Below are 26,682 nucleotides of genomic sequence, written 5' to 3' on the forward strand. Positions count from 1 at the left end.
TGACTAATTACCAATATTATGATATAATATACGAGTAAATATATGTAGATAGTTTGAAAGGTGGAATGCTATCCGACGTCTTAAGTTCATAATTCACTTAGGTGGTACGGAAACGATTTATTATGAAGCAGAATTTTATAGTCAATAAGAACCGGTGGTTATCTATTAGTGGTATGTTTATCATGCAAATCTAGTGGGTTTTAACTGGTAGTTTTATAGTGGCTAAAAATTCTGTATTCGTTGTCGTTTGGCGTGCTTTTTTTGATGCTTAAAAAGTACTGGCATCATATACCGAGGAGATGTGAATTATGAAACATCTGAATATGAATACAGATGAAATAGAAACAATATTTACTGAAATTGGCCTTTCAAGTTCAAATGGCCTTCACTACAAAGAAAGACTAAAAAAACATAGACAAATATTTGACTTTATAAGTCACATTGAGAAAGCTGTTAAAAGGCTGTCTACAAAAAGAACCCTTGTATTACTTGACTGTGCTTGTGGTAGGAGTTATCTATCGTTTGTTGCGAACCACTACTTAACAAATGTAATGGGGCGAGATGTTCGCTTCATTGGTATTGACTATAATGAACATGTGATCGAGCAGTCAAGGCAGGCGGCTAAAAAACTTGGCTTTAATAATATGACCTTCATCTGTGAAGACATTTTTAAAGTCAATTTAGACACAAAACCTGATATTGTTTATAGTCTTCATGCTTGTAATATGGCAACAGATATGACAATAGCAAAAGGCCTTGTAGAGCAGGCAAACTATATTATGACAGTGTCCTGCTGCCAACATCATGTTCGGAGCCATATGAAAAAGCATCCATTGGGTGCTATAACCCGACATGGTGTATACAAAGAAAGAGTTGCTGATATGCTCTCCGATTCTATGAGAGCCCTTGTGCTTGAAATGTATGGTTATCAGTCTAGAATATTTGATTATGTTCCTGAGAATGCTACACCCAAAAATGTTATGGTTCGAGCTCAGAAAGGGCAAAAAATTGATCGTAAAGTTGCACTTGCAGAAAGTCAATATAAAGATTTAAAAGAGTTATTCAACATTGAACCCAAGTTGCTTGAATATATAGACCATGCAAACGCATGCAAGAAAGAGGTTGTTCACGAAGTGAATAAGTCTGATGTCATTATGTTTAAAGGAAATACAGAAAAAAGGGAGAACCAATATGTTCAATCAGCTCAATAAAATCATCGAAAAACCAAAAACATTTGAATTTTATACCATTGAAAAACTATGGAATGGTGAACATGTGTCGAAGCAGATGTTAAAATATCATCTAGGTGATGGTGATGCTGCTTCTAGAAATCAAGGATTTATTGATGCTTCAGCCGAGTTTATTAAAGAGCGCTTTGAATTGAATAGCGATAAAGCGGTCATAGACTTTGGCTGTGGCCCAGGTCTTTATACAAAGCGTTTTGCAAAAACAGGCGCAAATGTCACTGGTATAGACTTATCAATAAACTCTATTAAGCATGCCCTCCAAGAGGCTGAAAGAGAAAACTTGAATATTAACTATATAAATATGAACTATCTGGATTATGAAGGACAGGGGAATTTTGACTTAGCCACTTTGATTTTCTGTGACTACTGTGTTCTAAGTCCATCACAAAGAAGTAAACTCCTGTCTATAATGAGACAAAGTTTAAAAGACGGTGGGGAAATTTTAGTAGACGTGGCCACGGATAAGATGTATGAAAAAAGAACAGAATCCTATGCTTATAATTTTGTAAAAGAAGATGGATTTTGGTTCAAGGAAGCTTATCATGAATTCAAAACGTGTTTTAACTATGATGCTCAGAGGGTCAGCCTTGATAAGTATGTCATTATTAAAGAGGATGAAACGTTAGACGTTTATAATTGGCTGAAGTATTTTACCCTTGATGAAATTAAGCGTGAGTTCCATGAAGCTGGATTAGAAATTTTGGAATACTACAGTGATGTGTCTGGAAAAAGCTATGAGGAAAAATCGGAAATAATGGCCTTGATCGCAAAGAAAATATGAAATTAAAAGGAAAGTTGACAAAAATAGTCAACTTTCCTTTTTTATGACCAATTTTAGAGTTAAATCTCCTCCAAAATTAACTGAATGGCACTTTACAAGCCAATGGGCTTGATATAAACTTGATACTGTTATTGGGATGCTTCGCGAGGTGGCAAAATGGATGCAGTATTATATGTGGGAGAATTAAATCTTGTCTCGCCGGAGATTATAATGAAACTTGAAAGGTATGGGCTCGAACTGGTGCAGTTTAAAACAGTGGATGAGTTGATACCTTATTTGAATGATATAAACACGAAAATGGTCATGGTCAGGGTAAATTTAGAAGATGACCACAAGGCGCTTCGCGAACAGGTCAAGTTGCTTAATAATAGATGTAGAGGTTGTGTGCCTATTGTACTTGTTACGATTCAAGATAGCCTTAAACTCAGACAGATATACCTTGATTTGAGTTATGTCCACTTCTTGCAGTTTAATGAGGAAAGAAGTATTCTTAGAAAAAATTTCGAAAGCATGCTCACTGAAATCGATAATAGGGAGCAGATGCGTCAGTTGAAGTTTGCAGTCATTGATGATGATAAACTGCAGCTGCTTGCCCTACAAAAGCTGTTTCAAAAGCATGGTATTATCAATGTGAGTTTTTACAGTCACCCTGATGAATTTGATGCAGAAAATGATAAGTTTGACTTATACTTAGTGGATTTAGTTATGCCTGGTAAGACAGGCGAAGAAGTCATATTTGAAATAAGAAAAAAGTGTACTGAAGCGGTTATTTTAGCAGTTTCTTCTCTGGAAAATACTGAGATAATTGCTCAAGTGTTGAGTCTTGGAGCAGATGACTTCATTGTAAAGCCTTATAATGAAACGATATTTATGGCAAAAATACTAAGTTATTCAAGACTGCGATTTTTACTAAAAGAAAATAAAAGAAAAACAGAGGAGCTTAGGGAAATCTCTCTAAGGGATCCTATGACAAACTTATATAATCACAGACAAATTGAGTTAACGCTTTCAGAACTTTCAGAGGTCTATATGACCGAAGGAACTGTACATTCTGTTCTTATGTTGGACATTGATTACTTTAAGAAAATCAATGACACCCATGGACACAAGGTTGGTGATGAGATTCTTATTAGCATATCCAACATGCTAAGAGATATGATAGATGGCCGAGGCATCATTGGACGATATGGTGGTGAAGAGTTTATTGTCATTTTACCAGGTGTGGTCGAAGCAGAAGCTTTTTTCTTAAGTGAGAAAATTAGAAGATCAATTGAAAATATGGTTTTTGTTGATCGTATAAAAGTAACTGTGAGCATAGGTATTGCAGAAGCAGGACAACATGACCGCGGTATTGTAGAGCGGGCCGATCAAATGCTCTACCATGCAAAAAAAGCAGGACGTAACAGGGTGTCGTGCTATTCAAGAACATCATAAAGAGGTCTCCGCTATCATGGATAGGGAGATCTTTTTATGATGTTCTTGAATTGATGTGAAATTGGTGTTTTTATGGTTCTTATTGATGTCATCTATATAAAAATACACACTATTAATAGATTTTATAAACAAATTTCCTTCAAAATTAGAGTGACTCTTGTTAATAATATCTAATTGTTAAGAATGTACAACATATGTGAGTATGGGTCATTATTTTACAATCCGCATAGGACCTGTATTTAGGGGTGTTTTAATACGTAGAATTTTCAGAAAAGACATACGATTGAAGTCAATATAAGATAAGGGTTTGTATACTAATTACAAAGAAAACGTTTTCATGTCAAGGTTTTCTTCTGGAATATTGACGATTCCTTGGGGAAGGGCTAAAATGGTTATGAATTCAATAAGGAAAGCAACCGAGTGATCGGGGGAGAGAATTTCCGATTTGAATTCACTGTATTATCCACGCACCCCCTGCAGTGGGATTATACATTAAGTTTTTCTCTAGTAGAGAAAATCGAAAGAATTTTGGCTTTGCAGACGGCTAAAATTCTACGGAATCAGATGATCACCCCTGCCGATACATCTGAAAATAGTCTGCATGCCCTTCAACAAATCATCCTGCTGATTTTGTTGTCATTGAATGATATTAAGGAAACCCCTTAATATTGAACGAGAATGACCGGAGCTTGCTCCGGTCTTTTTGCGCGAAATGTAAAGCATTGCAAGTGAAAAAGCAAACCCCCGAAGAAAAGAATTCATTCGTTTCTTCGGGGGTTTGCTTTTTCACTTATATGGCGCGCGTCGCGACTTAAGCAATCAAAGATTGCTAAGTGCAGAGTAAACAAAAGCAATCAAAGATAAGTAAAAAACATAGAAAAACCGCTTGAAGCAAACAAAGCGTATGCTCAATCAAGCGGTTTTTAGAGAGTCTAATCCGGACTCATAGTCCTTGTTTGAAGAATTTCCTTTTCCATTAAGTGGAGTTCGTTAATTTCTTCTTCGGTCAATTGGGATAAAATGTCCATTCTAAACATATGACTCAGGGATTCCCTTGTCTTATGTTCCTTGTCTCTAAGGGCGTCCCAGTGGATTTTTCGTCTTTTCAAATAGAGATCGTAGTCGACGACCCTTGTGCCATCGTCTAAAAATTCAAGTCCCACAAGGATTTTCTTAATGTGAATAGGGTTGTAGAATGTGAAGAATCGGACCTTGTAAATGCCAACGGACAAGAAGATCGTAGCGGCATCAGTGCCCCAAGATTCACCCAAGATTAAGCCAACGTCCAGTTTTTCTAAAATATACGCCAGGCGTTTGTAGTGGAGTTCGAATTTTCCATAGGCATCATATATCTTAATCTTTAATTCATACCAGTCTTCGTTATGAAGGCCAGCATTTAAATATTTAAGATTCTGAAGTCTTAGGGTTTGAAGGACCGTCGTAAAATTCATATGCGTATGTAGGGCAACTGGGTGCATTTCTTCAACAGATACAGGTTTAGTAATATTGCCCTTGGTAAAAGAAATAATGGTTCCATCAGAATGATCAGCCTGCTGAACGAAGACAGGGGCAGAAACAGCGCCAAAGTCTTTTTTAATCATTTCAATGACCTTGTCTTCATCTCCAATGAGTTTCATTATGACCACACCTGGCCCAACACGGGAACTTTTAATGAGTTTATCAGTGTCATTGTTTATGACCTCAATAAGGACTTTGAACATTTCACCATCAATCTTGACAAGGGCATCCACCTCTTCGTGTGAAAGGATGGGTTTCATCTTGCTGACCAAGTGGACCATGACATGTTTGTTTGAAGCTTGTCCAAAAATATCATTCAGAGCGTGGACATCATTAGGGGATGGATTGTATACATCTGTAACAGTGCAAGTGCGCCTTAGAAATTCTATAGCACTTTCAAGGTGTGTCACTTCAAAAACCAAGGTTTTATAACCACTTCGTACAAGTTTTAACATAGGGACCTCCTGTGAACGGATTACATTCCGATTTTGTTTCTTCTCAGACGACTGTCATTTGTTCCGGCAGGATATTCTATTGGTATGATATTCAATGTATCGAGCTCTATGATGCTAATGTGTTCGATGCCATTTAAATAGGCTGTGTGATTTAAAATCTGAGTGTGCATAGACAGATCATGACCAAAAAGAGAAAGGGCAATCTTATCATGTTGAGAAGTGTCAAGTGGTGCATAATGAGATAGCTGAATCTGATGCCCTTCAATGTTTATAATAATTGGATCCACTAAGATTTGTGCACTGGGAAAGACCTGTCTGACGGTTTCCAAATGATCATGGTTTCCAAGGGCAATATAGAGTTTGGCTCCAGTAGAGGCATGGATTAGCCGACCAAACTTATTAAGGCTCTTTCTATAATCATTGAGCCGAAAAGGATAAAGCCCTAATTTGACATTGTCAACCATGTCACCTGTGTGGATTATATAATCAGGTTGCACAGTTTCAATAAGTTTTTTGATATCTCCATAAATCATATGAGGTGTGTCCGACAAGTGTAATAATGTTTTACCGGTTAAGGCACGAGCTTCATCTGGAATATATAATTTACCCGTGAGTAGCGCATAAAGTTTTCGTATAGTGGACATAGTGAACCCTTTCTATGGTACGTAATGCATAGACACAGACAAATATAAACTGTATGTCTTATTAATAATTATACCAGTTTTTAGCTATAGACCTTCAGATAAGTGAAAAGTCATTCAAAAAAATCAAGTAATGAGCTATGGTTTCTATAATGAGCAAAAGCTCTTTTGAATTTGTATAAGAAAATAAGCTTGATGGCAAGAGGAATTAACGGTTGACGTTGCATGTCTCATAACATATATTTATTAATAGACACTAAGTCAAGAGGAGAGGTATATGCAAGCATATTTAGAAAATCTAATCCTAGAAAATAGACACTGGACATCGCATGGACAGGTTGCTGATTATATTCCCGAACTCGGCAAAGCTGATGGTGATCAGCTTGGGATTTGTGTAAGAACTCTTGATGGGGATATGTTCTGCGCAGGACAATACGATGTACCATTTACAATTCAAAGTGTTTCCAAGCCGCTTGTTCTACTGTTGGCTCTGATGGATCAGGGTGAGCAAAAAGTATTTCAGAAGGTGGGAATGGAGCCTACTGGGGATCCATTTAATTCAATGATACGACTTGAGACGTTTGACCATCATACGCCTTACAATCCTATGATTAATGCAGGGGCTATTGCAGTCGCTGGTATGATTAAAGGCGAAGATGTGGAACACAGACTAAACCGTATTATTGATCTTCTTAAAAAACTTTCGGGCGGCCAATATGTTGGCTTCAATGAAAGCGTTTACCTATCTGAAAAAAGAACAGGCAATCGCAATCGAGCTATGGCCTATTTTATGAAGGAATTCGGTATTATTTCAGACAATGTTGAAGAAACATTAGATTTGTACTTCAGACAATGTTCCATAGAAATGACATGTCAAGGGATTGCAAATGTAGCCTTGACACTTGCCAACAATGGTATAGATCCGATCAGCGGAGAAGTTATTGTTCCCAAGCGATTTGCAAGGGTTTCTAAAACCTTTATGATGACATGTGGTATGTATGATGCATCAGGAGAATTTGCTATGAACGTTGGTATACCGGCAAAGTCTGGTGTTGGCGGTGGTATTCTTTGTTCCGTTCCAAAAAGAATGGGAATAGGTGTTTTTGGGCCGTCCTTAGACAGTAAGGGCAACTCCGTTGCAGGGATTAAAATGTTGGAAGCGCTTTCAAAGAAATTCGACTTATCATTATTCTAGTGTCCCTGCCAATTCTGATTGTTCATATAAATTTCGTGGGCGAATCAGGTTTAAAAAAACCATAATAATAGTATAATATAAAAAGGTATGACTGTTAGTGTCATATCTTTTTTATATCATTAATTTGTAAAATATGAATCGAAGCCATTTCAGCGTCGTATAAGTCTGCATGGCCTATACCTGAAGTTAAGTTTGAAATGAAAAAGTTGATAAAGCATGATATATTGAGCGGTTTTCAAATAAATAGACGAATTGGGGTGGGATAATGCAACAAGGCATTGGTGAAAATATAAAAGCATTACGACTGGGGAGTAAAATGACCCTCAAAGACCTAAGTGAAGCCACAGGCTTGTCAATTGGCTTCTTGTCACAGGTTGAAAGAGGGCTAACGGCCCTTGCAATCACATCGCTAGAGAAAATTGCAAAGGCCCTTGAAGTGGACTTATCGTATTTCTTTCCGATTAAAAGCAAAAACAACAGTGAAATTTTAAAGTCATACGAACGGGAAGTCTTTCAAGTGGAAAACAATCAGTTGATTCATTATCATTTATCCAATCAACTCAGTAAAATGAATATTATCCCCAAGCTTGTTGAAATACTGCCGATGTCAGAAGATGAAGACGTTCCAGTCAACCAGCATGACGGGGAAGAGTTCGTTTATGTATTAGAAGGGGTATTCACTCTGATTCTTAACAACGAACGCCATGACCTCTACCCTGGGGACAGTGCACACTTTGACTCAAACCAAGTCCATAACTGGGCCAATTTCACAAGTAAGACCGTTAAAATTTTGGTGGTGCACACACCAAATGGTTTTAAAGAAAAAGAAGATTAAAAATACATATTTAAAAGCCGCCCATGAGATCGCACTAGATTTCATTGGCGGCTTTTTACTTTTCATGTCATGGACTTGTTGACGGACATGTGGCCTTTAAAGATTATACAATTTTTTTGATGGCGTACCCTTCTCCAACAAGGGTGTTCATGATGGATGTTAAATGTTCATGTCCATTTGTTTCAATGGTCACTTCTAGGATAACCCTTTTGAAACGGTCTGGGGTTTTAAACTGGTTGTGGTCAAGTTTGACCACATTGGCGCTGGTCCTGTAAAGGAGTTCAGAAATTTTTAAAAGTTCACCAGGTTGGTCGGGTAGGTCGACAGTGAAGCAACAGACTCGACCGCGTGACACAAGTCCCTTGTTGATCATAGCTGAAATATTAACAACGTCAATATTTCCTCCACTAATCACAGAGACAACTTTCTTGCCTTTAACACTGAGTTTTTTCAGTCCAGCCAGTGGCAAAACACCGGCGGCTTCTGCTATGAGCTTGTGTCTCTCTAACAAGAGAAGGAAGGCTTCCATAATATCATAATCATTGACAATGAGAATGTCATCAACGTACTTAGGGATGATTTCTAATGCAAGTTCGCCAGGCTTTTTAACAGCCACCCCTTCCGCTATGGTGTTGACAATGTCTAGTTCAAAGAGCTTGTTTTTTTCAAGAGAAAGTTTCATGGCCCGTGCACCTACTGGCTCGACACCATAAACCTTTATGTCTGGCTTGATCTGTTTTGCAGCGTAAGCAATACCACTGATAAGCCCTCCGCCACCAACAGGGACAAGGAGTATGTCCGTATCAGGATGATCCTCTAGAATTTCAAGGGCAATGGTGCCTTGTCCGGCAATGACATCAATATCATTAAAGGGGTGGACAAAGACCAGATCTTGCTCCTTTTGAAGTTCTAAGGCTTTTTCATAAGCATCATCATAGCAGGTGCCATGAAGAACCACTTGAGCCCCAAAGCGGCGTGTGGAATCCACCTTAATGAGTGGGGTGGTTTGCGGCATGACAATAGTAGATGGAGCTCCAAAAAGAGTCGAAGCCAGTGCCACGCCCTGGGCATGGTTGCCTGCTGAACTGGCGATAAGCCCTTTGGACCTGTCTTCATCACTCAGACAGGCTATCTTATGACCAGCGCCCCTTATTTTAAAAGCACCGGTTTTTTGCAGGTTTTCTGCTTTCATATAAACTTCATTGCCAGATTCCCCACTAAAGACATCGGAGTAGATGGTTGGTGTTCGTTCTATTATGCCATCTAGGTTCTCTTGTGCTTGTTTGATTTTTTCCAGTGTTAAAACGTTCTTTTCCATTGTTGTCCCTCCAAATTTTTAATTGACTCGCCCATCCGGTGGAGAATGGAAAAGCATTTCACTTTTCAATTAACGATATGAGGTTCTTGCAATACATTTTGCAAGTTGCTCAAATAAAAAAACTCGCCCCTATAAAGGACGAGTCACTCGCTATACCACCTTCAGTTCCAACAAACCTACAGCCTATAACGAGGCTAACCGTTTCAACTTACTGGATAGATCGTTCAGTTGAAATGCTCAGGAGTGATTCGCAATGTTCTTATTGTGCTGATTCACACCAACCATCAGCTCTCTTAAACAAATCCAAACATGCATGTCTCCATCGACGCATTCTGCCAAGTTCTCCATTTTGAAGCGGAGTTCACAAAGCAGAATTATTAAATTAACGTAATTTTATCACTCGAGGGAAAATTGTCAATATATTCTGACCAAAAGGGCAATTCTATAAGAAGATGTCGATTAATTTGGTAAAGCCAGGTGAAAGCGGGTAGAATACATCAAAAGAAACGGGGTGCAAAAATGAGAAAAATTGAGCCGGTTCGAATTTTCGAACTTTTTAAAGAAATAAGCCAAATCCCTCGATGTACTGGTGATGAAGAATCGATTGCAAATTACGTCGTGGATTTTGCTCAGAAAAATGGCCTCGAGGCTATAAAAGATGAAATAGGCAATGTGATTATTAAAAAGAGTGGCAGTCAGGGCTACGAGGCCGTAACACCCATAATTCTCCAGGGGCATATGGACATGCTATGTATCAAAGACAGGGCTTCAAATCATGATTTTACTAAAGATCCTATTGAAATGAGTCTTTCAGGTGATCTCATCGTTGCCAACCAGACTGCTTTGGGGTCTGACAACGGAATAGCCATGGCTTTCTACTTGGCCCTTCTTGAAAGTGACAAAATTGCTCACCCGCCCCTAGAAGTGATATTCACAGTTCAGGAACAAGCGGGTCTTGTCGGTGCAAGAGAGCTTGATGTAAGTGGTCTATATGGGCGTTACCTTATCAATATGGACTCTGAATCAGAAGGCGAGTTCATCATTGGCTGTGCAGGAGAGCAACGTGTGAAAGTCGAATTGCCCCTTGAGAAGGTTGAACACGAACATGATGTTCAAGTCTTCATAAAAGTTTATGGTTTAAAAGGGGGACACTCAGGGCTTAACATTCATCTGAATCGGGGCAATGCTGTACAAATGTTGGCCATCATTTATAAGAAATTGTCAGAAGAAATGCCCATCTCACTGATTTCAATGAGTGCTGGAGAAAAGTATAATGTCATTCCCCATTATGGAGAGCTCAGGTTGGCCGTGCCCCATGACTCAGTGACAAGCTTGAAGGAAAAAATGATTTCAATAAAAGAATTCCTGGATGGATTCTTAAATGAAGAACACTATCAAATTGAGTTTGATATTTGTCCTCTTGACAGCAAGGTATCCGTCCTTGAAGTCAATACGGCAGAAGGGTTAATGGATCTACTCATATCCATACCAAATGGTGTGAACGTAGTGAGTGAAAGGTCTTCTGAATTAATTGATACATCATTAAATATTGGCTCTTTAAGAGTCTATGAAGACAAGGCTCTTATTAAAATGTCCATACGAGGCATTACAGAAGAAAGACTTGATTTTGCCGTTGAAAGAATAAAAACCCTTTCTAAGCTAATAGGGGCAAAATTTCAAGTGGTAAACACTTATCCTGCGTGGAATGACGACGGAGACAACCATTTAAGAAGAATATTTAAGGATGCCTATACAGATCAGTTTGGTGAGGCACCAATCATGCGATCCATTCATGCTGGTCTTGAATGCTCTATACTTGCAAAAAAACTCAATCAAAGAAAGCATGAACCACCAATAGAAATGATATCCTTCGGACCGGATATATTTGATGCGCATACTCCAAATGAAGCCATGAGTGTTTCATCGGTGCGAAGAACATGGGGGCTATTTCAGTACATTTTAAAACAAATGACTGAGTAATTGTCACTTTGTCCATAATTACAGTTCTATTTTGTGACATCTGCGAATAGTCGATTTAATGACATTGTCTTATAATGATTATAGTGAATTGCTGAATCGAGGCATTTATCATTCAGCATTAAGACAATGGAGGGACTTTAAATGGCAGAATTAAAGCTTAATAAAATTAATAAGATCTATCCCAATGGTTTTCATGCCGCGAAGGATGTTGCACTAGACATTGAAGACAAAGAGTTTATGGTTTTAGTCGGTCCGTCAGGATGTGGTAAAACAACAACGCTTCGAATGATCGCCGGTCTTGAAGAAATCACAAACGGAGAACTTTTTATTGGTGATAAAGTGGTCAACGATGTACCACCTAAAGATCGAGATATTGCAATGGTATTCCAGAATTACGCCCTATACCCACATATGACTGTCTATGACAATATGGCCTTTGGTCTTAAACTTAGGAAACAATCCAAGTCAGAAATAGACCAGCGTGTAAAAAATGCTGCTCAGATTCTTGGTATAGAACAGCTTCTTGATAGAAAGCCAAAACAGCTTTCTGGTGGACAACGACAGCGTGTGGCCCTAGGCCGTGCGATCGTTCGTAACCCCAAAGTATTCCTAATGGATGAACCCCTATCGAATCTAGATGCCAAGCTACGTGTACAGATGCGTTCTGAACTCATCAAACTACACCATGAGCTGTCTACAACCTTTATATATGTAACACATGACCAGACTGAAGCAATGACAATGGGAACGCGTATCTGCGTTATGAATGCTGGTGAAATTCAACAGGTTGATAAGCCGAGTACAATTTACGACCAGCCAGTCAATATGTTTGTTGCGGGCTTCATTGGTGCACCACAAATGAACTTCCTTGACGGTGTTGTCAAAGAAGATGGCGGACGCATTTATCTTGAAGTGAACGGAACCCCTGTTGAGCTGTCTAAAGAACGTGGTGATATAGCTAAAAACAAAGGCTATATTGGCAAAGAAGTTGTTGTGGGCATCAGACCAGAGCACATCCATCTAGGTGGAGAGGGTCCAAAAGTTGAAGGTAAGGTCACTGTTACTGAGCTTCTTGGTGCTGAACTGATTCTTTATATTGCCACTGGTAACAAAGAACTCATTGGTAGAGTTGACCCAGACGCAGGTCTTAAAATTGGTGATGGCGTGAAATTCTCATTTGCGCCAGATAAAATTCATTTATTTGACAAGGAAACAGAACAGTCCATTATATTTGGATAGAATCCACTTGATAGAAATTTAAGAATTATTGAGTTATACTGAATAGAGACAAAGAGAAGCGGTTACTGAAGACTCTATTCATGCTCTACACATGAAATATAAGACTTAAACTAGAGTCAGGCTCACGTCTGACTCTAGTTTTTACGGTTATTTTTTACGGTTGTAATGATAAAAATTATGAAGTGACTTGGGCGACAGACTTGGGCGACAGGGGAGGTCAAATAATGGATTTCGAAATAAGACAGCGGTTTGCTGAAGTTCAAAAAAGCATTAAATGGCCAGTGTATCTTTTTGATTATCAGGGAAAATGTATTGATGCAAACAACCATGAAAAAATAGGTGAGCAAATTGAAGTGCCTGAAATTCCCAGTGGGGACATCGTGGTCACCGGCAATTTTCAGTGGATTTCAGTGGGAGCCAGCATGGGAGTGAATACATACTATATTGCTCTTCTAGGAGGAGATGAAGCCGCTCGAGGGGCTATGAACCTTATCCGGATTATGTTTAAAAAAGAACATAAGGAGCTGGATAAAACAACAGTCTTAAGGGGGCTGCTTTTCGAACAGTCAGGGGATACCTATACCCCGGAAGACCTTGAAGAGGCGGGTCTTAAAAACACAGACTATCTAAATGTAATGATTGTTGATCACAAAGGCGCACACTCGGAGGAAATTAAGGTTGTTTGTGAAAACATCTTTAGTGAAGCCTTTAGTGTTGAAGTTGACAGAAACCACATGGTCCTCATTACTCAAGCGAAAGAAGACATTCGTGAAAACTTGCAAGCCATTATCTCAGAGCTGAATACAGAACTTTTAATACCGGCTAAGGCTAGTGTGGGAAAGGCTGTAGGGGGCTTTGAAATGTTGCACAAGTCTTATAAAAGTGCAAAAACAGCCTTAATGATCGGGGAAAAGCTTGGCCAAGAGGACAGCCTGTATTTCTATGACCAAATGATGATTTATCACCTTGTCAGTGAAATCGACGAAGATGCAAGACAAAGGTATTTTGATGATTATGGTGCAGTTTTTAAAGACCTTGTGCAGGATGAGGAACTGATTCAAACAGCCATTCGGTTCTTTGAAAACGATCTTAATATCACCGAAACATCAAGACAGTTGTATGTGCATAGGAACACACTCATTTACAGGCTCAATAAAATAGAAAAACTTGCAGGCCTGGATTTAAGATCTTTTGATGATGCCATTCAATTCTTCATGCTTATGCTCATTTGGAGGTTGGGAGATTACCAAGAGACTCTATAATACGAATTCGACCCTGAAACAATAGTTACGATAAACTTCATGAAGAATACTCAACCGAGCAACTTGTAAAATGTCATTCAAGAGCCCTCGTCATACCATCTATAGAATTTTAAGAATCAATAATTTTATAGATGGTATGACGAGGGCTTAGATCTATAATTTTTCAAGCGTCCGAACCCAGATAATTAGGCGACCATAGATAAGAGTGCCTAATTATTCTGGGTTTTCTTATGACTAAATTGAAAGAATCATAAGGAAATGATTGAAAAATAAAAGTTGAATGGATCTTCATTTCATTTATTGAACGGATTTGCTAAAAGACTTTATTTGAGGAAGGCGGGTACAAAAACGGCAAGTGAGTTACTGGAATATATTCAGATATATTGCACCAAGTGGTCTTGATTTTGAGTCAAAGTTGCGCTATCGTTTGCACAAGTTTTTCGTGCAATTTTCAAGGAAATCGATTTTTTCTGCTATTTTGTTGACGTTTTTATTGCGATTATGTTAAAATGATCTTGCAACAAGCCATATTTTTTTACCCACTTGTGCAAACGTATGCACAACGAGGTGCAAAATCCCATTTCATTCTATGATGCTGTGTTTTTACTTATTTAAAGTTGCACAGAGACTTGAAAGGGGTTACATATGCTTACCTCGAAGATAAAATTTTACGGAGGGGAATTTAATGAAAAAGTTTTTAAGTCTTCTTATGGTGATGGCACTTGCAGTTTCCATGCTTGCAGGTTGTTCATCAGCTCCAGAGGCTCCAGCAGATCAACCAGCTGAGACGCCTTCAGAAACAACAGAAGAGCCTATGGATGACACTTCATCTGACGAAATGGTGGAAGTTGACATTTTCCAGTTCAAAGTTGAAATCGTTGAAGCTCTAGAAAAAGCAGTAGAACTTTATGAAGCTGAAAATCCAAACGTGAAGATCAATCTTCAAACAGTTGGTGGCGGCGATGATTATGGTGCAGCACTTCGTGCACAGTTCCAATCAGGCAACGAACCAGACATCTACAATGTTGGTGGTCCACAGGATGTATCAGACTGGATGGGCAGACTTGAAGATCTATCAGACGCACCATGGGCTGACAAGGTTCTTGATGGCGTTGCTTCAGGCGTAACTGTAGACGGCGCTGTTTATGGTCTACCTTATAACATTGAAGGCTACGGTCTTGCATACAACAAAGCAATTTTTGAAGCTGCAGGTGTAGATGCATCTTCAATCGATACATTTGATGAATTCGAAGCGGCTCTAAAGACAATCAAAACAAAGATTGAATCTGGTGAGCTAGAAGACGAATTCCCACTGCTTGAAGCACCAGTTTCTTTTGCAGCAGCGGAAACATGGGTCACTGGTCTTCATGCATCAAACGGCGCTTTCGCAAATGAATTTGAAAGTTCATTAGAAGCTTATGATGCTGAAAACATTGAATTTAAGTATGCAGACGCTTACAAGGCATATCTTGACCTAATGGCAGATTACTCTGCAAATGCAGACAACAAGGCAAAAATGAACTCTGTCGACTATGCAACTCAAGTTGACGAAGGTATTGCAATTGAACGTGTTGCTGTGATTCAGCAAGGTAACTGGATCTACGGTGGCGTTGCAGGCATTGATCAAAATGTAGCAGATAATCTTGGTTTCTTACCACTTCCTATGAAGGGTGTAAGAGAAGATTCTATCGCAATTGGTGTTCCTATGTACTGGTCAATCAACAGTGGTGCGCCAGATGCTGACAAAGCAGCGGCAAAAGACTTCCTAAACTGGCTGTACACTTCTGATGAAGGTAAGAAACTGGTTGTGAACGAAATGTTCTTCATCCCGCCTCTATCAGGTTATGATGATGTTCAACCAGCTGATCCTCTAGCACAAGACATTATGATGTATGCTAACGAAGGTCGCACTATGCCATGGGTATTCATGGGCTACCCAACAGATTGGGGCATGGGTATTCTAGGTGAGCAAGTACAGAAGTACTATGCTGGTGCTGCGACTTGGGAAGAAGTTGTTGAAACAGTAAAAGCAAAATGGAATGAAATGAGATAAGAAAAATTGGGGGAGTGATCTCCCCCTCTTATTTTCTAAAGCTTGGTTTGCAAACAAATATGCAAGCGCTTATTTAATGAAATGAGAATTGAAAGTGAAATCAAACATAAAAAAGTTACCATACAGATTATATAAAGCAATTATTCATAAGTATTAATGTGTGTATTAAGAGATACCATTGTGTCTAAAAGAAGAACTCGCACACTTCATGACACATGATTTAAATCGGAATAATACATGTCCTTATTATGGCATGATAAAGCAATCGGAACTTGCGTATAGAATAGACATGAGCTTTGCTCAAACTATGGAGTACTCTGACGGACCACATTTTGAAAATGATATTGGGAGGAAGCAATGAAGAAATCAAGGTTTTGGTTCTGGTTATTTGTTGGACCGATCCTGCTTGCATTTTTAACAGTGGTTATCATTCCTATGCTAAGAGGGTTTTACTTCTCTTTTGCAGAGTGGAATGGCATTTCAAATGATGTCAATTTGGTTGGCCTCGATAACTACATTCGTGCATTTCAGGACGAAGAGTTTATAAACTCATTTAAATTCACAGCAAAATTCGCTGCCGTATCGGTTGTGGCGATTAATGCAATTGGCTTTGGTCTTGCGTTACTTGTAACTCAAGGTCTCAAAGGCGCTAATATTCAAAGAAGTATTTTCTTCATGCCAAACCTAATTGGCGGTCTGATCTTAGGTTTTGTATGGCAGTTCATTTTCACAAAAGCATTCGATGCTTTTGGTAGTCACTGGGGCATTCCGTTTTTTGAAGGTTGGCTTTCAACAACGGGGACTGGATTTTGGGGACTTGTCATCCTAATGTCTTGGCAGATGTCTGGCTATATGATGATTATTTATATTGCTGCAATACAAAGTATTCCTGAGTCTTTAAATGAAGCGGCGAAAATAGATGGTGCAAATGCTTGGCAAAGACTTCTTAACATAACAATTCCAATGGTTATGCCCGCATTTACAATCGGTCTTTTCTTGTCCTTGTCAAACTCATTCAAGCTTTTTGACCAAAACTTGGCCTTAACAAGAGGGGGTCCATACGGATCAACAGAAATGCTTGCTTTGAATATTTATCAGACAGCCTTTGCACGAAATCAGTTTGGGTATGCCCAGGCAAAGGCGGTTATTTTCCTAATTGCAGTTGCAGTTATTACACTCACACAAATCTACTTTACTAAGAAGAGGGAGGTGGAGATGTAATGCCTCATGAAAAAAGAAGAAAAATAATTGTAGGAACAGTATCATGGTTGCTTGCAGTCTTATTCCTGTCTCCATTTTATATTGTTGCTACCAACTCACTAAAGACACAAAAAGGTATATTTGTAGGGATTACAAGTCTGCCTTTTGGAGAGTATTTTAGCCCACAAAACTATGTGGAGGCATTTGAAAGACTTGATTTTGTAAAGTCATTCTTTAACTCCCTTATGATCACTTCGGTGAGTACAGTTCTAATTATTATCTTTGCTTCAATGGCAGCCTGGATGCTGGTAAGAACGCATTCAAAAATATCCATGGCCATGTATTTTATGTTTGCTGCGGCCATGCTCATTCCTTTCCAGTCTGTGATGTTGCCCCTGATCAACCTCATGGGTAAGATTGGTTTTCTAAATCCAGGTGGCTTAATATTTATGTATCTTGGATTCGGATCAAGCCTTGCCATTATTATGTATCACGGATTTATAAAAGGGATTCCAGTCGCACTTGAAGAAGCGGCCCTTATTGATGGTTGTAATAAATTTCAGACTTACTGGTACATTGTACTGCCTTTATTAAAGCCAATCACTGTGACCGTGAGTATACTTAATGTTATGTGGATTTGGAATGACTTCCTCTTGCCACAGCTCGTTATTAACAGACCAGAGTGGCACACCATACCACTGAAAATGTTCTTCTTCTTCGGACAGTTCAGTAAAAAGTGGCATCTGGCTTTGGCTGGTCTTACAATTAGTATGATTCCAATTATAATATTCTATTTCTTTGCACAGAAGCATATTGTTAAAGGAATTGCACAAGGCTCAATCAAGTAGGTTTGGATTCGTAAGTTCATTTGACAAACATAAGAATCTTGCAAGGGGTGACCGTGCAAGATTCTTTACTCCATTAATATTTATTCACTGACCACTTACCTGGTGACTTCATGTTTAAATAGCGTGGATAATCCAGGACCAGTATGATATTATGATAGCGCCGGTTAAATCCGTGAAACATCAGTTACTGAAGGAAGTGTGTATTATGGCAGTCACAATAAAAGACGTGGCGAAGTTGGCGAATGTGTCGCCATCAACAGTTTCAAGAGTTATCGCAAACAATCCACGCATTAGTGATGCGACAAAACGTATTGTCTATGAAGCAATGGAAGAACTTAACTACAGACCAAATGCAATTGCAAGAAGCTTGGCAAACCAGTCCACCCAAACACTCGGGCTGATACTTCCAAGTACGGATGAGAATCTGTTTAAAAACCCATTCTTCATTGAGGTTATGCGTGGCATAAGCCTATACGCACAGAAGAAGGGCTACCGTATTATGTACACTTATAGCGCCAACCCAGATGAAGAAGTTCATTTTATTGAAGACTTCATTCAAAGCAAATGGGTTGATGGCGTTGTTTTGCTCTCTGTTCAGGAAGATGACAAGTGTATTGACTATTTAAAATCCACTGGATTTCCTTTTGTCGTGGTAGGACGACCTGGAGTGACAGATGATGTTTTGTGGGTTGATAACGACAACTTCCAGGCAACCTATAATGTAGTAAACCATCTGATACAAAAGGGGTGCGCCAAGATTACATTTGTTGGCGGGCCACTAAATATGAATTATTCAAGGGACCGTTTAGAAGGCTTCAAAAGAGCTATGGAAGTAAGGGGTTTGCCTGTTAAAGATGAAGACATTTATGAAATGTCTGACTTGACCATTGAGCATGGTTATGAGGCCATGGGTAAAATAATTGAAAAAGCAGAACCAGATGCTGTCGTCACAACGGATGATTTTTTAGCGATCGGTGTAAACCGGTATGTCCATGAACACGGCATGAAGACGAAAGTTGTTGGCTTTAATAATATCCCACTGGGAGAATATCAAACACCGAGTCTGAGCAGTGTTGACATTGATGCTGAGTCATTAGGATACCAAGCGGCAAAGCTTCTTATTAACAGCTTGAAGGGCATTGAGAATGTCCTCAATCATTATATTGTGGGCACACGTCTTGTGGAAAGAGAATCCACAAAAAGTAGTGCCCCAGCAAAGGGATAAATGCATCCGTTCTAATTTTCTTTTGGAGTAAGACGCTTCAAAAATTGTATAAAAAAAGTAAGCCTTAAAATATGATTTCATATTTTAAGGCTTTTTATTTTCATAGACTTATTGAGTTGAACTTAATGATTATGATGTTTGTGGAGATTATTTGCCGCTTCATCAATCCACTCAGATTGCAGCTTAACGATTGATTGGAAAGCCTCTTGATCTTCATATGGAAGGGTATAGTCATAGGTTTCCAAGGTTTCCATGTACTTCACGAGTATCTTACTCAGTTCGCTTTTGGGATATTTCTCAAGCGTTGTCTCGTAACTTTGACGCACAGGATCAAGAAGGGTGTTATCATCCCAGTTCACCACAGGTGTGTTGTTAAGACCAAGCAAATAGGATTGGCTGTAAAAACGGTATAGACCTTCTAATTTCGAGTACAAGTCCTCGTTTTCAATAATTTTCATGGCGCTTTCTGTTTGAACAGCTCTTTTAGCGAGCTCGTTCCATCCAATCACTAGGCCGGCGTCTGCGGCTGTGATCTGTTCCGTTTCCGTGGACATAACAAGAACAAAGGCCATGACTTCTTCAGGTACTTTTTCACTTAAGCTTTTCAAATGGGAGTAGTCAACTGTTGGATAAGGACTGCCCTCTAGCCATACAAATTTGAATCCGTTGTCAAATAAACTTTTCAAAATGGCTTTATGTGTTTCATTATCAATTTTACTGAGGTCATAGGTGTCTGCTGTGTAGTCATAGGCCTTGCCCAGTGAAACGTCCAGTTTTGACATAGGACCATCTTCAAAGTATATTTGGTCGGAATAGTTTATTGACCATGATTCCATATACTTGTCAAACTTAGCAAACATTATACTAGAAATATTTTCAGGTAGCCTTGGCAATAAGGCCAAAACGTCATCATATGTATCCACAGGGGATTCGGCCTCAAAACGCTCAATCATTTCTTTGTAAGCATCCATGGCCTTTTCATCTGAAAGTTTTGAAAGACTTGGTTTTTCGTCTGCGTCTAAATCTGACGTCTCCTGATCATCATCGGTTGTGCTTTCATCAGACTCAGAATCTATGTCAGTTTCCTCTGTTTCAGATGTATCATTCCCATCGCCTTTATCATCATCTGAGACGGCTTGTGAGTCTTCCGTTTGAATAGGTGTCTTATCCACTTGGTCTGGATCGGTTTTATCACATGCCGCGAGAGACAAGACCATGAGGGCCGCCGTTAGAGCAATAGCTATTTTTTTCATATGTAACCTCCTAAGAGTATTCCTGCTTCATTTATACTCCCCATTATAATGGTTAAATGTGTATAGGGTGTATCAAAGCGATTACAAATAAATTAAGAGGAGATTACCAGCTTTTTTTAGTTTATGACTTATCTCGTATACATCTTTTGAGTGTATTCCTCCAGCATTCTTTTGACATCATATGTTTCCATAGTGTCTTTAATGCTAGCCTGCATCATTTTTTTCCACGTGCCTTTGTCATCGTAATAGGTTGGAATAACCTCGTTAAGTAGAACATCATAAAGGGCTTTTAAGTCATGTTCATCTAAAACCGCATCATCATCTGATTCAAAACCGTCTCCAAATTGCCAGCCGTTGATACCGTGTCGACAAGCTTCAGGCCACCAGCCATCGAGGATGGACAGGTTGAGGACACCGTTCATGGCCGCTTTCATACCTGAGGTGCCACTGGCTTCTTTTGGCCGTCTTGGGTTATTGAGCCATATATCTGACCCCCTGGTGAGCATGGCACCAATTTCCATGTCGTAGTCTTCAAGAAAGACCACAGCCTCTGGATATTTCCTAGTCATTTTTACAATGTTTGATACAATAGATTTGCCCAAATCGTCAAGGGGATGGGCCTTGCCGGAAAAAATAATTTGCAATTTGCCCGCCTCAAGCAGTGGGGCAATGATCCTTTCATCAGAAAAAATAAAATTGCTACGTTTATATGGGGCCGCGCGTCTTGAAAATCCAATGGTCAAAGTTTCTGGATTAAGGGCAAGTCCGTTTCTTTCTTTGATAAAGTCTATGAGGGAATTTTTGTTTTCCGTATGAAGTGCCCACAAATCATCTGGTTTGTCGACATGATCAATCATTCTCGTGTCAACCCAAGTTGGAATATGTATGGCGTTGGTGATACCGATGATGTCCGAACGATCTTCAATATGGGCCCACATCTTGTTGGCAGTTTTCATATGAAGTTCGGCAACACCATTGCTGATTTTAGAGAGTCTTAGGGCGGCCACAGTCATGTTGAAAGGCTTTCCACCAATTTTGACAAGTTGCTTTTCGCTGAGTGTGTTGTTGGCGCCCATGTACATAAGGCGGTCAATATCATGTGTTTCGTTTCCCTGTATGACAGGGGTATGGGTTGTGAAAACGACCTTTTCTTTGGTTTTTTTCACAGAACGTTTGAAGGAAAGCCCCGTAGACATATGCTCACGAATGAGTTCAAGACCAGCAAAAACAGCATGGCCTTCGTTAAAGTGGTAAATATCCGTATGGATTCCAAGGGCTCTCAGGGCACGAATACCGCCAATACCCAGTACGATTTCCTGGGCAACTCTTTCTTCACCAAACCAACCATAAAGTTGTCCTGTAATCCAGGGATCAGGGTTCTCAGGAAGATCTGTGTCAAGAAGATAGAGGGGAACATTCCCAAACGTTTCGCATTTCCAAACTTTGCAGGCGATGTTTCTGCCACGGATTTCAACGTTGACTTTCACACCTGTATCTTCAAGAAAATCATAGGTATAGTTATGGTAGCAGTCATAGGCGTTTCCCTCGTTATCCAGACGCTGCTGGGTATAGCCTTGTTTCCATTTTATGCCTATGCCCACAATGGGATAATCGTTGTCTTTTGCGCCTTTTAGGTAGTCTCCTGCCAGAATACCGAGTCCTCCAGCGTAGAGTTTTAGGTCATTCTCCAGTGCATATTCCATGCTAAAATAAGCAACGGCTGGTTTTTTACTCATATACAACACCTCTCTTGTTAACTTCGTAGCCACCTTTATACGAAACAGGCCAGTACACAAATGATGTGCACTGGCTGTTTTTAAATAAGTTATATGAGCAGTTGTAGTTAGTCTATAGCACGACTATGGTCTGTTGCCACAGTGACGGGTTTATCAGTAGACAGTTTGTATGGTTTTTCATAAATTTCAATGTCTAGAGGGTCACCTGAGACCATTTCAATTGTTACATTATCCTTATCAATTCCAACAACCAACAGCCTGTCTCTAAAGAGCATGTGGAAGTTTAGTGCATTCCACTGCTTTGGCAGGAATGGGTTGAATTTAGCAACACCATCAGATGTGCTGAATCCACCGAATCCATAAACCACAGACATCCAAGTACCTGCCATGGATGTGATATGAAGACCATCGTCCGTATCATTGTTGTAGTTATCAAGGTCAAGTCTCGCTGAACGTTGGTAGAGTTCATAAGCCTTGTTATGGTATCCAACCTCTCCTGCGATGATTGAGTAAACACAAGGAGAGAGGGACGACTCATGGACTGTGCGCGGTTCATAGAAATCAAAATTTCTTCGTTTTGTGTCAATGTCATACCTGTCACTTAGGAAGAAAATGCCTTGAAGAACATCAGCCTGCTTAATAAAGCAAGAACGTAGAATTTTGTCCCATGACCATTTCTGGTTTAGGGGTAGATCTTCTGAACTTAGTTCAGATACAAGGATCTGCTCCTTGTCCATATACCCATCTTGCTGGGCAAATACATCCAGTTCTTCAATTTCAGGCAGATAAATTTTTTCAGTGATGTCTTTCCAAGTTTCTAATTCACTATCAGTAAAACTATATTTTTCAAGGACTTCTTCCGCGCGCTTCGGGCTGTTCTTTTTAACCCAATCAAGGGCTTCAAGGCTGTATTCTAGAGTCCACGATGCCATAAGGTTGGTGTACCAGTTGTTGTTAACATTGTTTTCGTACTCATTTGGACCAGTAACGCCAAGCATCATGTAACAGTCTTTATATGGGTTATAGTTGACTCTGTCTGCCCAGAATCGGCTGATGTTAAGAAGAACTTCCAGTCCATATTCCGAAAGGTAGGCCTCATCGCCAGTGTAGCGAATATAATTGAAAATAGCGTAAGCGATTGCCGCATTACGGTGGATTTCTTCAAATGTGATTTCCCATTCGTTGTGACATTCTTCGCCGTTCATTGTAACCATTGGATATAAGGCGCCCCTTAGACCAAGTTTTGATGCGTTTTCAATGGCTTTGTCAAGGTGCTTGTATCTGTAGATAAGAAGGTTTCTAGGAATATCCTCGTGGCTTGTAGATAGGTAGAAGGGAAGGCAGTAAGCTTCTGTATCCCAGTAAGTGCTTCCACCATATTTTTCGCCGGTAAAGCCTTTTGGTCCAATATTGAGGCGAGGGTCTTCACCATTGTAGGTTTGCTTCATATGGAAGATGTTAAAGCGAATGCCCTGCTGTGCAGCCACATCCCCGTCAATCTCTATATCGGCTTCTTTCCATATTTCAGCCCATTTGTCGGTATGGGCACTGTACAATTTGTCAAAACCAAGCTCAGCAGCCTCTTCAAGTTTGGTCTTACCATGTGCTGTTAGTTTTGATATATCATGGTCACGATCAGTTACAAGTGAAAAATACTTGTATAAAGTAACACTTTCGCCCGCCTTTACATGAGATTCATAAAGGTGTTCAGCATACCTGTCATCAGATTTATATGATGCTGGTTCTGTAAAAAGGCCTGCCTTAGAATGAAGTGTAGACTTCATAGCGGTATGGACAGTGAATCCAGTCTTCTTTGTTGACATTGTGATTGTCCCGTAGTCTGGGCCACAATACTGGGAACAATTCTCCCAAAAGAATTCATCATAGTTGGCATCCTCGTTGTGGACGTTGCCGTCAAGGTATGGTGCAAATTGGATTACTGCGTCATCTTTTGCATGGATCTGGTAGGCAATGGCACCAATCTCTGGCGTATCATAACTCAGGAATCTTTTAATGATGAAATCAAAAGACTTGCCATGAACATCGTAGGTAAATGATCGGTCAAGACATCCGTTTTTCATATCGAGAACACGGGTGAAATTTTTAGGTTGGATTTGTCCTAAATCCACAGCCTTGCCGTCGATATAAACATGAATGCCAATAATATTAGTGCCATTTAGAACCTTGGCAAAATATTCTGGGTATCCGTTTTTCCACCAGCCAACTCTTGTTTTATCTGGATAGTAAACCCCTGCAGCGTACGAGCCTTGAAGGCTATCACCGCTAAAATCCTCTTCGAAATTGCCTCTATGTCCCATGTGGCCATTTCCCAGGCTCATAAGACTTTCATAAAGACGGTTATCCTCAGGATGATAGCCGTCCTCAATAATTTTCCATGGATCTTCCATTACATATTTCAAGACAAACACCTGCTTTCTAATTTGTTTGTGCAATCGGTTGCATGATTAAATAAAAAAAATAGAACTCGCTACGTCCATTATACCAGAAAATATATAAAAGTGTTATATTCAAGCCTATTTTTGGTCTGATTTATGTTTTTTGTACGATCTGTACAATAGACCTTGTGCAATTTTATGCCCTTTGCTTTATTTGCTGTGAATTGATCTGTGCAAACGATGTCTTTGATATAATCTTTATCATAGGTATGTGTTGTTATAAACAGATGGGATGACTCATAAATGCAAACAGATCACATGGGCGATTTTTGGCACACAAAATTTGTCGTTTTGAAGACCAATTGGTTTAAAAAATAAAGGAGAGCGAAGAACAATGGCGAAAGAATATAAAGGATATATTTTTGATTTAGATGGTGTTTTGGTAGATACGGCAAAATATCACTTTAAAGCTTGGAAGCGTTTAGCAGATGAAATGAATATCCGTTTCAACGAAGATGACAACGAACGACTTAAAGGGGTTAGTCGGATGGCTTCTTTAGACATTATATTAGAGCTTGGGAATAAAACGCTTTCAGAAGAAGAAAAAGTTTCCCTTGCCACCCGCAAAAATGAGTGGTATGTTGAATTTATATCTAAAATGGATGCATCTGAAATCTTACCAGGTGCCCTTGAATTTCTGAAAATGCTGAAAGAAAATGGCTATAAATGCGCACTTGGGTCAGCAAGCAAAAATGCGGGACTCATTCTGGAACGCACAGGCCTGAAAGATTATTTTGATACAGTGGTGGATGGCACCCATGTTTCTAAGGCAAAACCAGACCCGGAAGTCTTTACCCTCGGGGCTGACAATATGGGTTTATCCTATACAGATTGTGTTGTCTTTGAAGACAGTGTAGCTGGTTTACAAGCGGCCAAGGCAGCAGGAATGGTCGCAGTTGGCATTGGAGAAGCCAGTGTCCTTACAGACGCAGACATGGTGGTTAAAGACCTGTCTGAGTTTAATTTAAATATGCTTTAAAGCCTTTGGCTTCACACACACAAATATTACTCTGGCTCGGCGTTATGGATGATCAAATCGCTGGGCTAGAGTACTTTTTTGAGGTGTTACATATTCCATCGGTTTGTGTTAAAATTTTAATGCACTGATAATATTTATATTTCGGGCGCTTGCAAAATTACAGACATTCTCATGGTCGTTTACAAGACGCCTAATTAGCTGGTCGTAAAGCTTATGAAACATGACATCATGGAAGGTGGAATAGTATGCTTCGCACAATGGTATGGTTCTCTTATTTATGGATAACGCTTTTGGGATCAATTCCAAGGTTAAGTAAGAGTGAAAAGTTAGAAAAACAAGAAGAAATGGCAAGAAGAGATCAAATGGTTAATGAAGTTGTTGGTCCCTGGGCGAGAAAATTGCTTAAGGTCAGCGGAACGACAGTTGAAGTCAGAGGCGCTGAAAACATCCCTTCTGATAGGGCTGTTCTCTTTGTTGCCAACCATCAAAGCAATTTCGACATTCCTATCCTTCTTGGACATATTGACAAACCCAAGGCCTTTATTGCAAAGGTTGAGCTTGAGAAATTCCCATTTATTAATAGATGGATGAAGCTTATGCAATGTGTTTTTATGGACAGGGGGAATATGCGCCAGTCCGCAAAGGCTATTATGACTGGTATAAAAAATCTCAAAAAGGGTTACTCAATGGTTGTATTTCCTGAAGGAACAAGATCGGTGGATGGAACTTTACTAGAGTTTAAGCCAGGCGCATTAAAGCTGGCAACAAAATCTGGAGTGCCTATAATTCCTGTAACTATAAGTGGGTCTAAAGACATTATGAAAAAGGGGAGCAAGGTGATTAAGCCTGCACATGTTGAAGTTACAATTGACAAGCCAATCGAAATGACAGATGAAATTAAGCAAGATACAATCGCCTTAACAGAACAGATTAAACTGGTGATTGACTCTCATCTAAGAAAATAAGGTATACAAATAGAAAAAATTATGGCACGAACCCCAAAATTTAAATTTTGAGTTGAGAAGTG

Annotated in this window: 21 protein-coding genes and 1 other annotated feature; of the genes, 15 read left to right on the top strand and 6 right to left on the bottom strand. The window is 39.5% G+C overall.

Annotated elements, in window-relative coordinates; genetic code table 11:
* Positions 1 to 308: 308 nt before the first annotated feature.
* The 4 genes from ACQ4KW_RS07710 (at position 309) to ACQ4KW_RS07725 (ending at position 4,128) form a co-directional block, all read left to right on the top strand.
* Positions 309 to 1,211 (top strand): class I SAM-dependent methyltransferase, encoded by a 903-nt coding sequence (locus tag ACQ4KW_RS07710; RefSeq protein ID WP_430885949.1) that lies wholly within the window; start codon positions 309 to 311, stop codon positions 1,209 to 1,211.
* Positions 1,192 to 2,028 carry a class I SAM-dependent methyltransferase gene (locus ACQ4KW_RS07715; RefSeq protein ID WP_430885950.1) on the top strand — a complete coding sequence of 279 codons (837 nt, stop codon included), beginning with the start codon at positions 1,192 to 1,194 and terminating at the stop codon, positions 2,026 to 2,028. The genes ACQ4KW_RS07710 and ACQ4KW_RS07715 overlap by 20 nt, the downstream gene beginning before the upstream one ends.
* A gap of 156 nt (positions 2,029 to 2,184) precedes the next feature.
* A complete protein-coding gene (locus ACQ4KW_RS07720) occupies positions 2,185 to 3,462 on the top strand; it encodes a diguanylate cyclase (protein WP_430885951.1) in 1,278 nt (425 codons plus the stop codon).
* A 420-nt stretch (positions 3,463 to 3,882) separates the two neighbouring features.
* Positions 3,883 to 4,128, top strand: a complete 246-nt coding sequence (locus tag ACQ4KW_RS07725; protein ID WP_430885952.1) for a hypothetical protein — start codon at positions 3,883 to 3,885, stop codon at positions 4,126 to 4,128.
* A 266-nt stretch (positions 4,129 to 4,394) separates the two neighbouring features.
* On the opposite strand, the gene ACQ4KW_RS07730 is transcribed toward ACQ4KW_RS07725, so the two are convergent.
* Positions 4,395 to 5,435: a hypothetical protein gene (locus ACQ4KW_RS07730; RefSeq protein ID WP_430885953.1), complete on the bottom strand. Its 1,041-nt coding sequence runs from the start codon at positions 5,433 to 5,435 to the stop codon at positions 4,395 to 4,397.
* A 20-nt stretch (positions 5,436 to 5,455) separates the two neighbouring features.
* Positions 5,456 to 6,079 (bottom strand): metallophosphoesterase, encoded by a 624-nt coding sequence (locus tag ACQ4KW_RS07735; protein WP_430885954.1) that lies wholly within the window; start codon positions 6,077 to 6,079, stop codon positions 5,456 to 5,458.
* 274 nt (positions 6,080 to 6,353) lie between these two features.
* On the opposite strand from ACQ4KW_RS07735, the gene glsA reads away from it, so the two are divergent.
* Entirely contained in the window at positions 6,354 to 7,271 is a 918-nt protein-coding gene (gene glsA / locus ACQ4KW_RS07740) for a glutaminase A (protein ID WP_430885955.1), read from the top strand.
* A gap of 265 nt (positions 7,272 to 7,536) precedes the next feature.
* Positions 7,537 to 8,106 carry a helix-turn-helix domain-containing protein gene (locus tag ACQ4KW_RS07745; RefSeq protein ID WP_430885956.1) on the top strand — a complete coding sequence of 190 codons (570 nt, stop codon included), beginning with the start codon at positions 7,537 to 7,539 and terminating at the stop codon, positions 8,104 to 8,106.
* Between the two features lie 103 nt (positions 8,107 to 8,209).
* On the opposite strand, the gene ilvA is transcribed toward ACQ4KW_RS07745, so the two are convergent.
* Entirely contained in the window at positions 8,210 to 9,424 is a 1,215-nt protein-coding gene (ilvA, locus tag ACQ4KW_RS07750) for a threonine ammonia-lyase (protein WP_430885957.1), read from the bottom strand.
* Between the two features lie 131 nt (positions 9,425 to 9,555).
* Positions 9,556 to 9,759: a binding site (T-box leader), on the bottom strand.
* 184 nt (positions 9,760 to 9,943) lie between these two features.
* On the opposite strand from ilvA, the gene pepD reads away from it, so the two are divergent.
* The 7 genes from pepD (at position 9,944) to ACQ4KW_RS07785 (ending at position 19,231) form a co-directional block, all read left to right on the top strand.
* Positions 9,944 to 11,404 carry a beta-Ala-His dipeptidase gene (gene pepD, locus ACQ4KW_RS07755; RefSeq protein WP_430885958.1) on the top strand — a complete coding sequence of 487 codons (1,461 nt, stop codon included), beginning with the start codon at positions 9,944 to 9,946 and terminating at the stop codon, positions 11,402 to 11,404.
* Between the two features lie 141 nt (positions 11,405 to 11,545).
* Positions 11,546 to 12,643, top strand: a complete 1,098-nt coding sequence (locus ACQ4KW_RS07760) for an ABC transporter ATP-binding protein (RefSeq protein ID WP_430885959.1) — start codon at positions 11,546 to 11,548, stop codon at positions 12,641 to 12,643.
* A gap of 224 nt (positions 12,644 to 12,867) precedes the next feature.
* Complete coding sequence (locus tag ACQ4KW_RS07765) at positions 12,868 to 13,905, top strand: PucR family transcriptional regulator (RefSeq protein ID WP_430885960.1); 1,038 nt, start codon at positions 12,868 to 12,870, stop codon at positions 13,903 to 13,905.
* A 685-nt stretch (positions 13,906 to 14,590) separates the two neighbouring features.
* Positions 14,591 to 15,958, top strand: coding sequence for an ABC transporter substrate-binding protein (locus ACQ4KW_RS07770; RefSeq protein ID WP_430885961.1), 1,368 nt, complete (start codon positions 14,591 to 14,593; stop codon positions 15,956 to 15,958).
* A 357-nt stretch (positions 15,959 to 16,315) separates the two neighbouring features.
* The gene (locus tag ACQ4KW_RS07775; protein WP_430885962.1) at positions 16,316 to 17,179 is read left to right on the top strand and encodes a carbohydrate ABC transporter permease; all 864 of its coding nucleotides are present in this window, start codon (positions 16,316 to 16,318) and stop codon (positions 17,177 to 17,179) included.
* On the top strand, positions 17,179 to 18,006 hold the full coding sequence (locus ACQ4KW_RS07780; protein WP_430885963.1) for a carbohydrate ABC transporter permease: 828 nt from the start codon (positions 17,179 to 17,181) through the stop codon (positions 18,004 to 18,006). The genes ACQ4KW_RS07775 and ACQ4KW_RS07780 overlap by 1 nt, the downstream gene beginning before the upstream one ends.
* Positions 18,007 to 18,211: 205 nt before the next feature.
* A complete protein-coding gene (locus tag ACQ4KW_RS07785; protein WP_430885964.1) occupies positions 18,212 to 19,231 on the top strand; it encodes a LacI family DNA-binding transcriptional regulator in 1,020 nt (339 codons plus the stop codon).
* A gap of 122 nt (positions 19,232 to 19,353) precedes the next feature.
* Here ACQ4KW_RS07785 and ACQ4KW_RS07790 read toward each other — a convergent pair whose 3' ends face one another.
* The 3 genes from ACQ4KW_RS07790 to ACQ4KW_RS07800 all read right to left on the bottom strand — a co-directional run bounded on the left by ACQ4KW_RS07790 (position 19,354) and on the right by ACQ4KW_RS07800 (position 24,628).
* The gene (locus tag ACQ4KW_RS07790) at positions 19,354 to 20,484 is read right to left on the bottom strand and encodes a hypothetical protein (RefSeq protein WP_430885965.1); all 1,131 of its coding nucleotides are present in this window, start codon (positions 20,482 to 20,484) and stop codon (positions 19,354 to 19,356) included.
* A 128-nt stretch (positions 20,485 to 20,612) separates the two neighbouring features.
* Positions 20,613 to 22,220, bottom strand: a complete 1,608-nt coding sequence (glgP, locus tag ACQ4KW_RS07795; RefSeq protein WP_430885966.1) for an alpha-glucan family phosphorylase — start codon at positions 22,218 to 22,220, stop codon at positions 20,613 to 20,615.
* A gap of 107 nt (positions 22,221 to 22,327) precedes the next feature.
* Positions 22,328 to 24,628, bottom strand: coding sequence for a family 65 glycosyl hydrolase domain-containing protein (locus ACQ4KW_RS07800; RefSeq protein ID WP_430885967.1), 2,301 nt, complete (start codon positions 24,626 to 24,628; stop codon positions 22,328 to 22,330).
* Positions 24,629 to 25,010: 382 nt separating this feature from the next.
* Between ACQ4KW_RS07800 and pgmB the strand changes: the two genes are divergently transcribed.
* Complete coding sequence (pgmB, locus tag ACQ4KW_RS07805; protein WP_430885968.1) at positions 25,011 to 25,655, top strand: beta-phosphoglucomutase; 645 nt, start codon at positions 25,011 to 25,013, stop codon at positions 25,653 to 25,655.
* A gap of 245 nt (positions 25,656 to 25,900) precedes the next feature.
* On the top strand, positions 25,901 to 26,620 hold the full coding sequence (locus tag ACQ4KW_RS07810) for a lysophospholipid acyltransferase family protein (RefSeq protein WP_430885969.1): 720 nt from the start codon (positions 25,901 to 25,903) through the stop codon (positions 26,618 to 26,620).
* The last annotated feature ends 62 nt before the right edge of the window (positions 26,621 to 26,682 follow it).

It is taken from the genome of Tianxiuia mixotrophica (assembly GCF_050596425.1).
GTDB lineage: Bacteria > Bacillota > Clostridia > Peptostreptococcales > Acidaminobacteraceae.

Bases quoted from the DNA above. Each gene is read 5' to 3' on its own strand.
- ACQ4KW_RS07780 (WP_430885963.1), top strand. From the start codon at position 17,179: ATGCCTCATGAAAAAAGAAGAAAAATAATTGTAGGAACAGTATCATGG.
- ACQ4KW_RS07760 (WP_430885959.1), top strand. From the start codon at position 11,546: ATGGCAGAATTAAAGCTTAATAAAATTAATAAGATCTATCCCAATGGT.
- ACQ4KW_RS07710 (WP_430885949.1), top strand. From the start codon at position 309: ATGAAACATCTGAATATGAATACAGATGAAATAGAAACAATATTTACT.
- ACQ4KW_RS07810 (WP_430885969.1), top strand. From the start codon at position 25,901: ATGCTTCGCACAATGGTATGGTTCTCTTATTTATGGATAACGCTTTTG.
- ACQ4KW_RS07790 (WP_430885965.1), bottom strand. From the start codon at position 20,484: ATGAAAAAAATAGCTATTGCTCTAACGGCGGCCCTCATGGTCTTGTCT.
- ACQ4KW_RS07765 (WP_430885960.1), top strand. From the start codon at position 12,868: ATGGATTTCGAAATAAGACAGCGGTTTGCTGAAGTTCAAAAAAGCATT.
- ACQ4KW_RS07785 (WP_430885964.1), top strand. From the start codon at position 18,212: ATGGCAGTCACAATAAAAGACGTGGCGAAGTTGGCGAATGTGTCGCCA.
- ACQ4KW_RS07770 (WP_430885961.1), top strand. From the start codon at position 14,591: ATGAAAAAGTTTTTAAGTCTTCTTATGGTGATGGCACTTGCAGTTTCC.
- glgP (WP_430885966.1), bottom strand. From the start codon at position 22,220: ATGAGTAAAAAACCAGCCGTTGCTTATTTTAGCATGGAATATGCACTG.
- pepD (WP_430885958.1), top strand. From the start codon at position 9,944: ATGAGAAAAATTGAGCCGGTTCGAATTTTCGAACTTTTTAAAGAAATA.
- ACQ4KW_RS07735 (WP_430885954.1), bottom strand. From the start codon at position 6,079: ATGTCCACTATACGAAAACTTTATGCGCTACTCACGGGTAAATTATAT.
- glsA (WP_430885955.1), top strand. From the start codon at position 6,354: ATGCAAGCATATTTAGAAAATCTAATCCTAGAAAATAGACACTGGACA.
- ACQ4KW_RS07800 (WP_430885967.1), bottom strand. From the start codon at position 24,628: ATGGAAGATCCATGGAAAATTATTGAGGACGGCTATCATCCTGAGGAT.
- ACQ4KW_RS07730 (WP_430885953.1), bottom strand. From the start codon at position 5,435: ATGTTAAAACTTGTACGAAGTGGTTATAAAACCTTGGTTTTTGAAGTG.
- ilvA (WP_430885957.1), bottom strand. From the start codon at position 9,424: ATGGAAAAGAACGTTTTAACACTGGAAAAAATCAAACAAGCACAAGAG.
- ACQ4KW_RS07745 (WP_430885956.1), top strand. From the start codon at position 7,537: ATGCAACAAGGCATTGGTGAAAATATAAAAGCATTACGACTGGGGAGT.
- ACQ4KW_RS07715 (WP_430885950.1), top strand. From the start codon at position 1,192: ATGTTCAATCAGCTCAATAAAATCATCGAAAAACCAAAAACATTTGAA.
- ACQ4KW_RS07720 (WP_430885951.1), top strand. From the start codon at position 2,185: ATGGATGCAGTATTATATGTGGGAGAATTAAATCTTGTCTCGCCGGAG.
- ACQ4KW_RS07775 (WP_430885962.1), top strand. From the start codon at position 16,316: ATGAAGAAATCAAGGTTTTGGTTCTGGTTATTTGTTGGACCGATCCTG.
- pgmB (WP_430885968.1), top strand. From the start codon at position 25,011: ATGGCGAAAGAATATAAAGGATATATTTTTGATTTAGATGGTGTTTTG.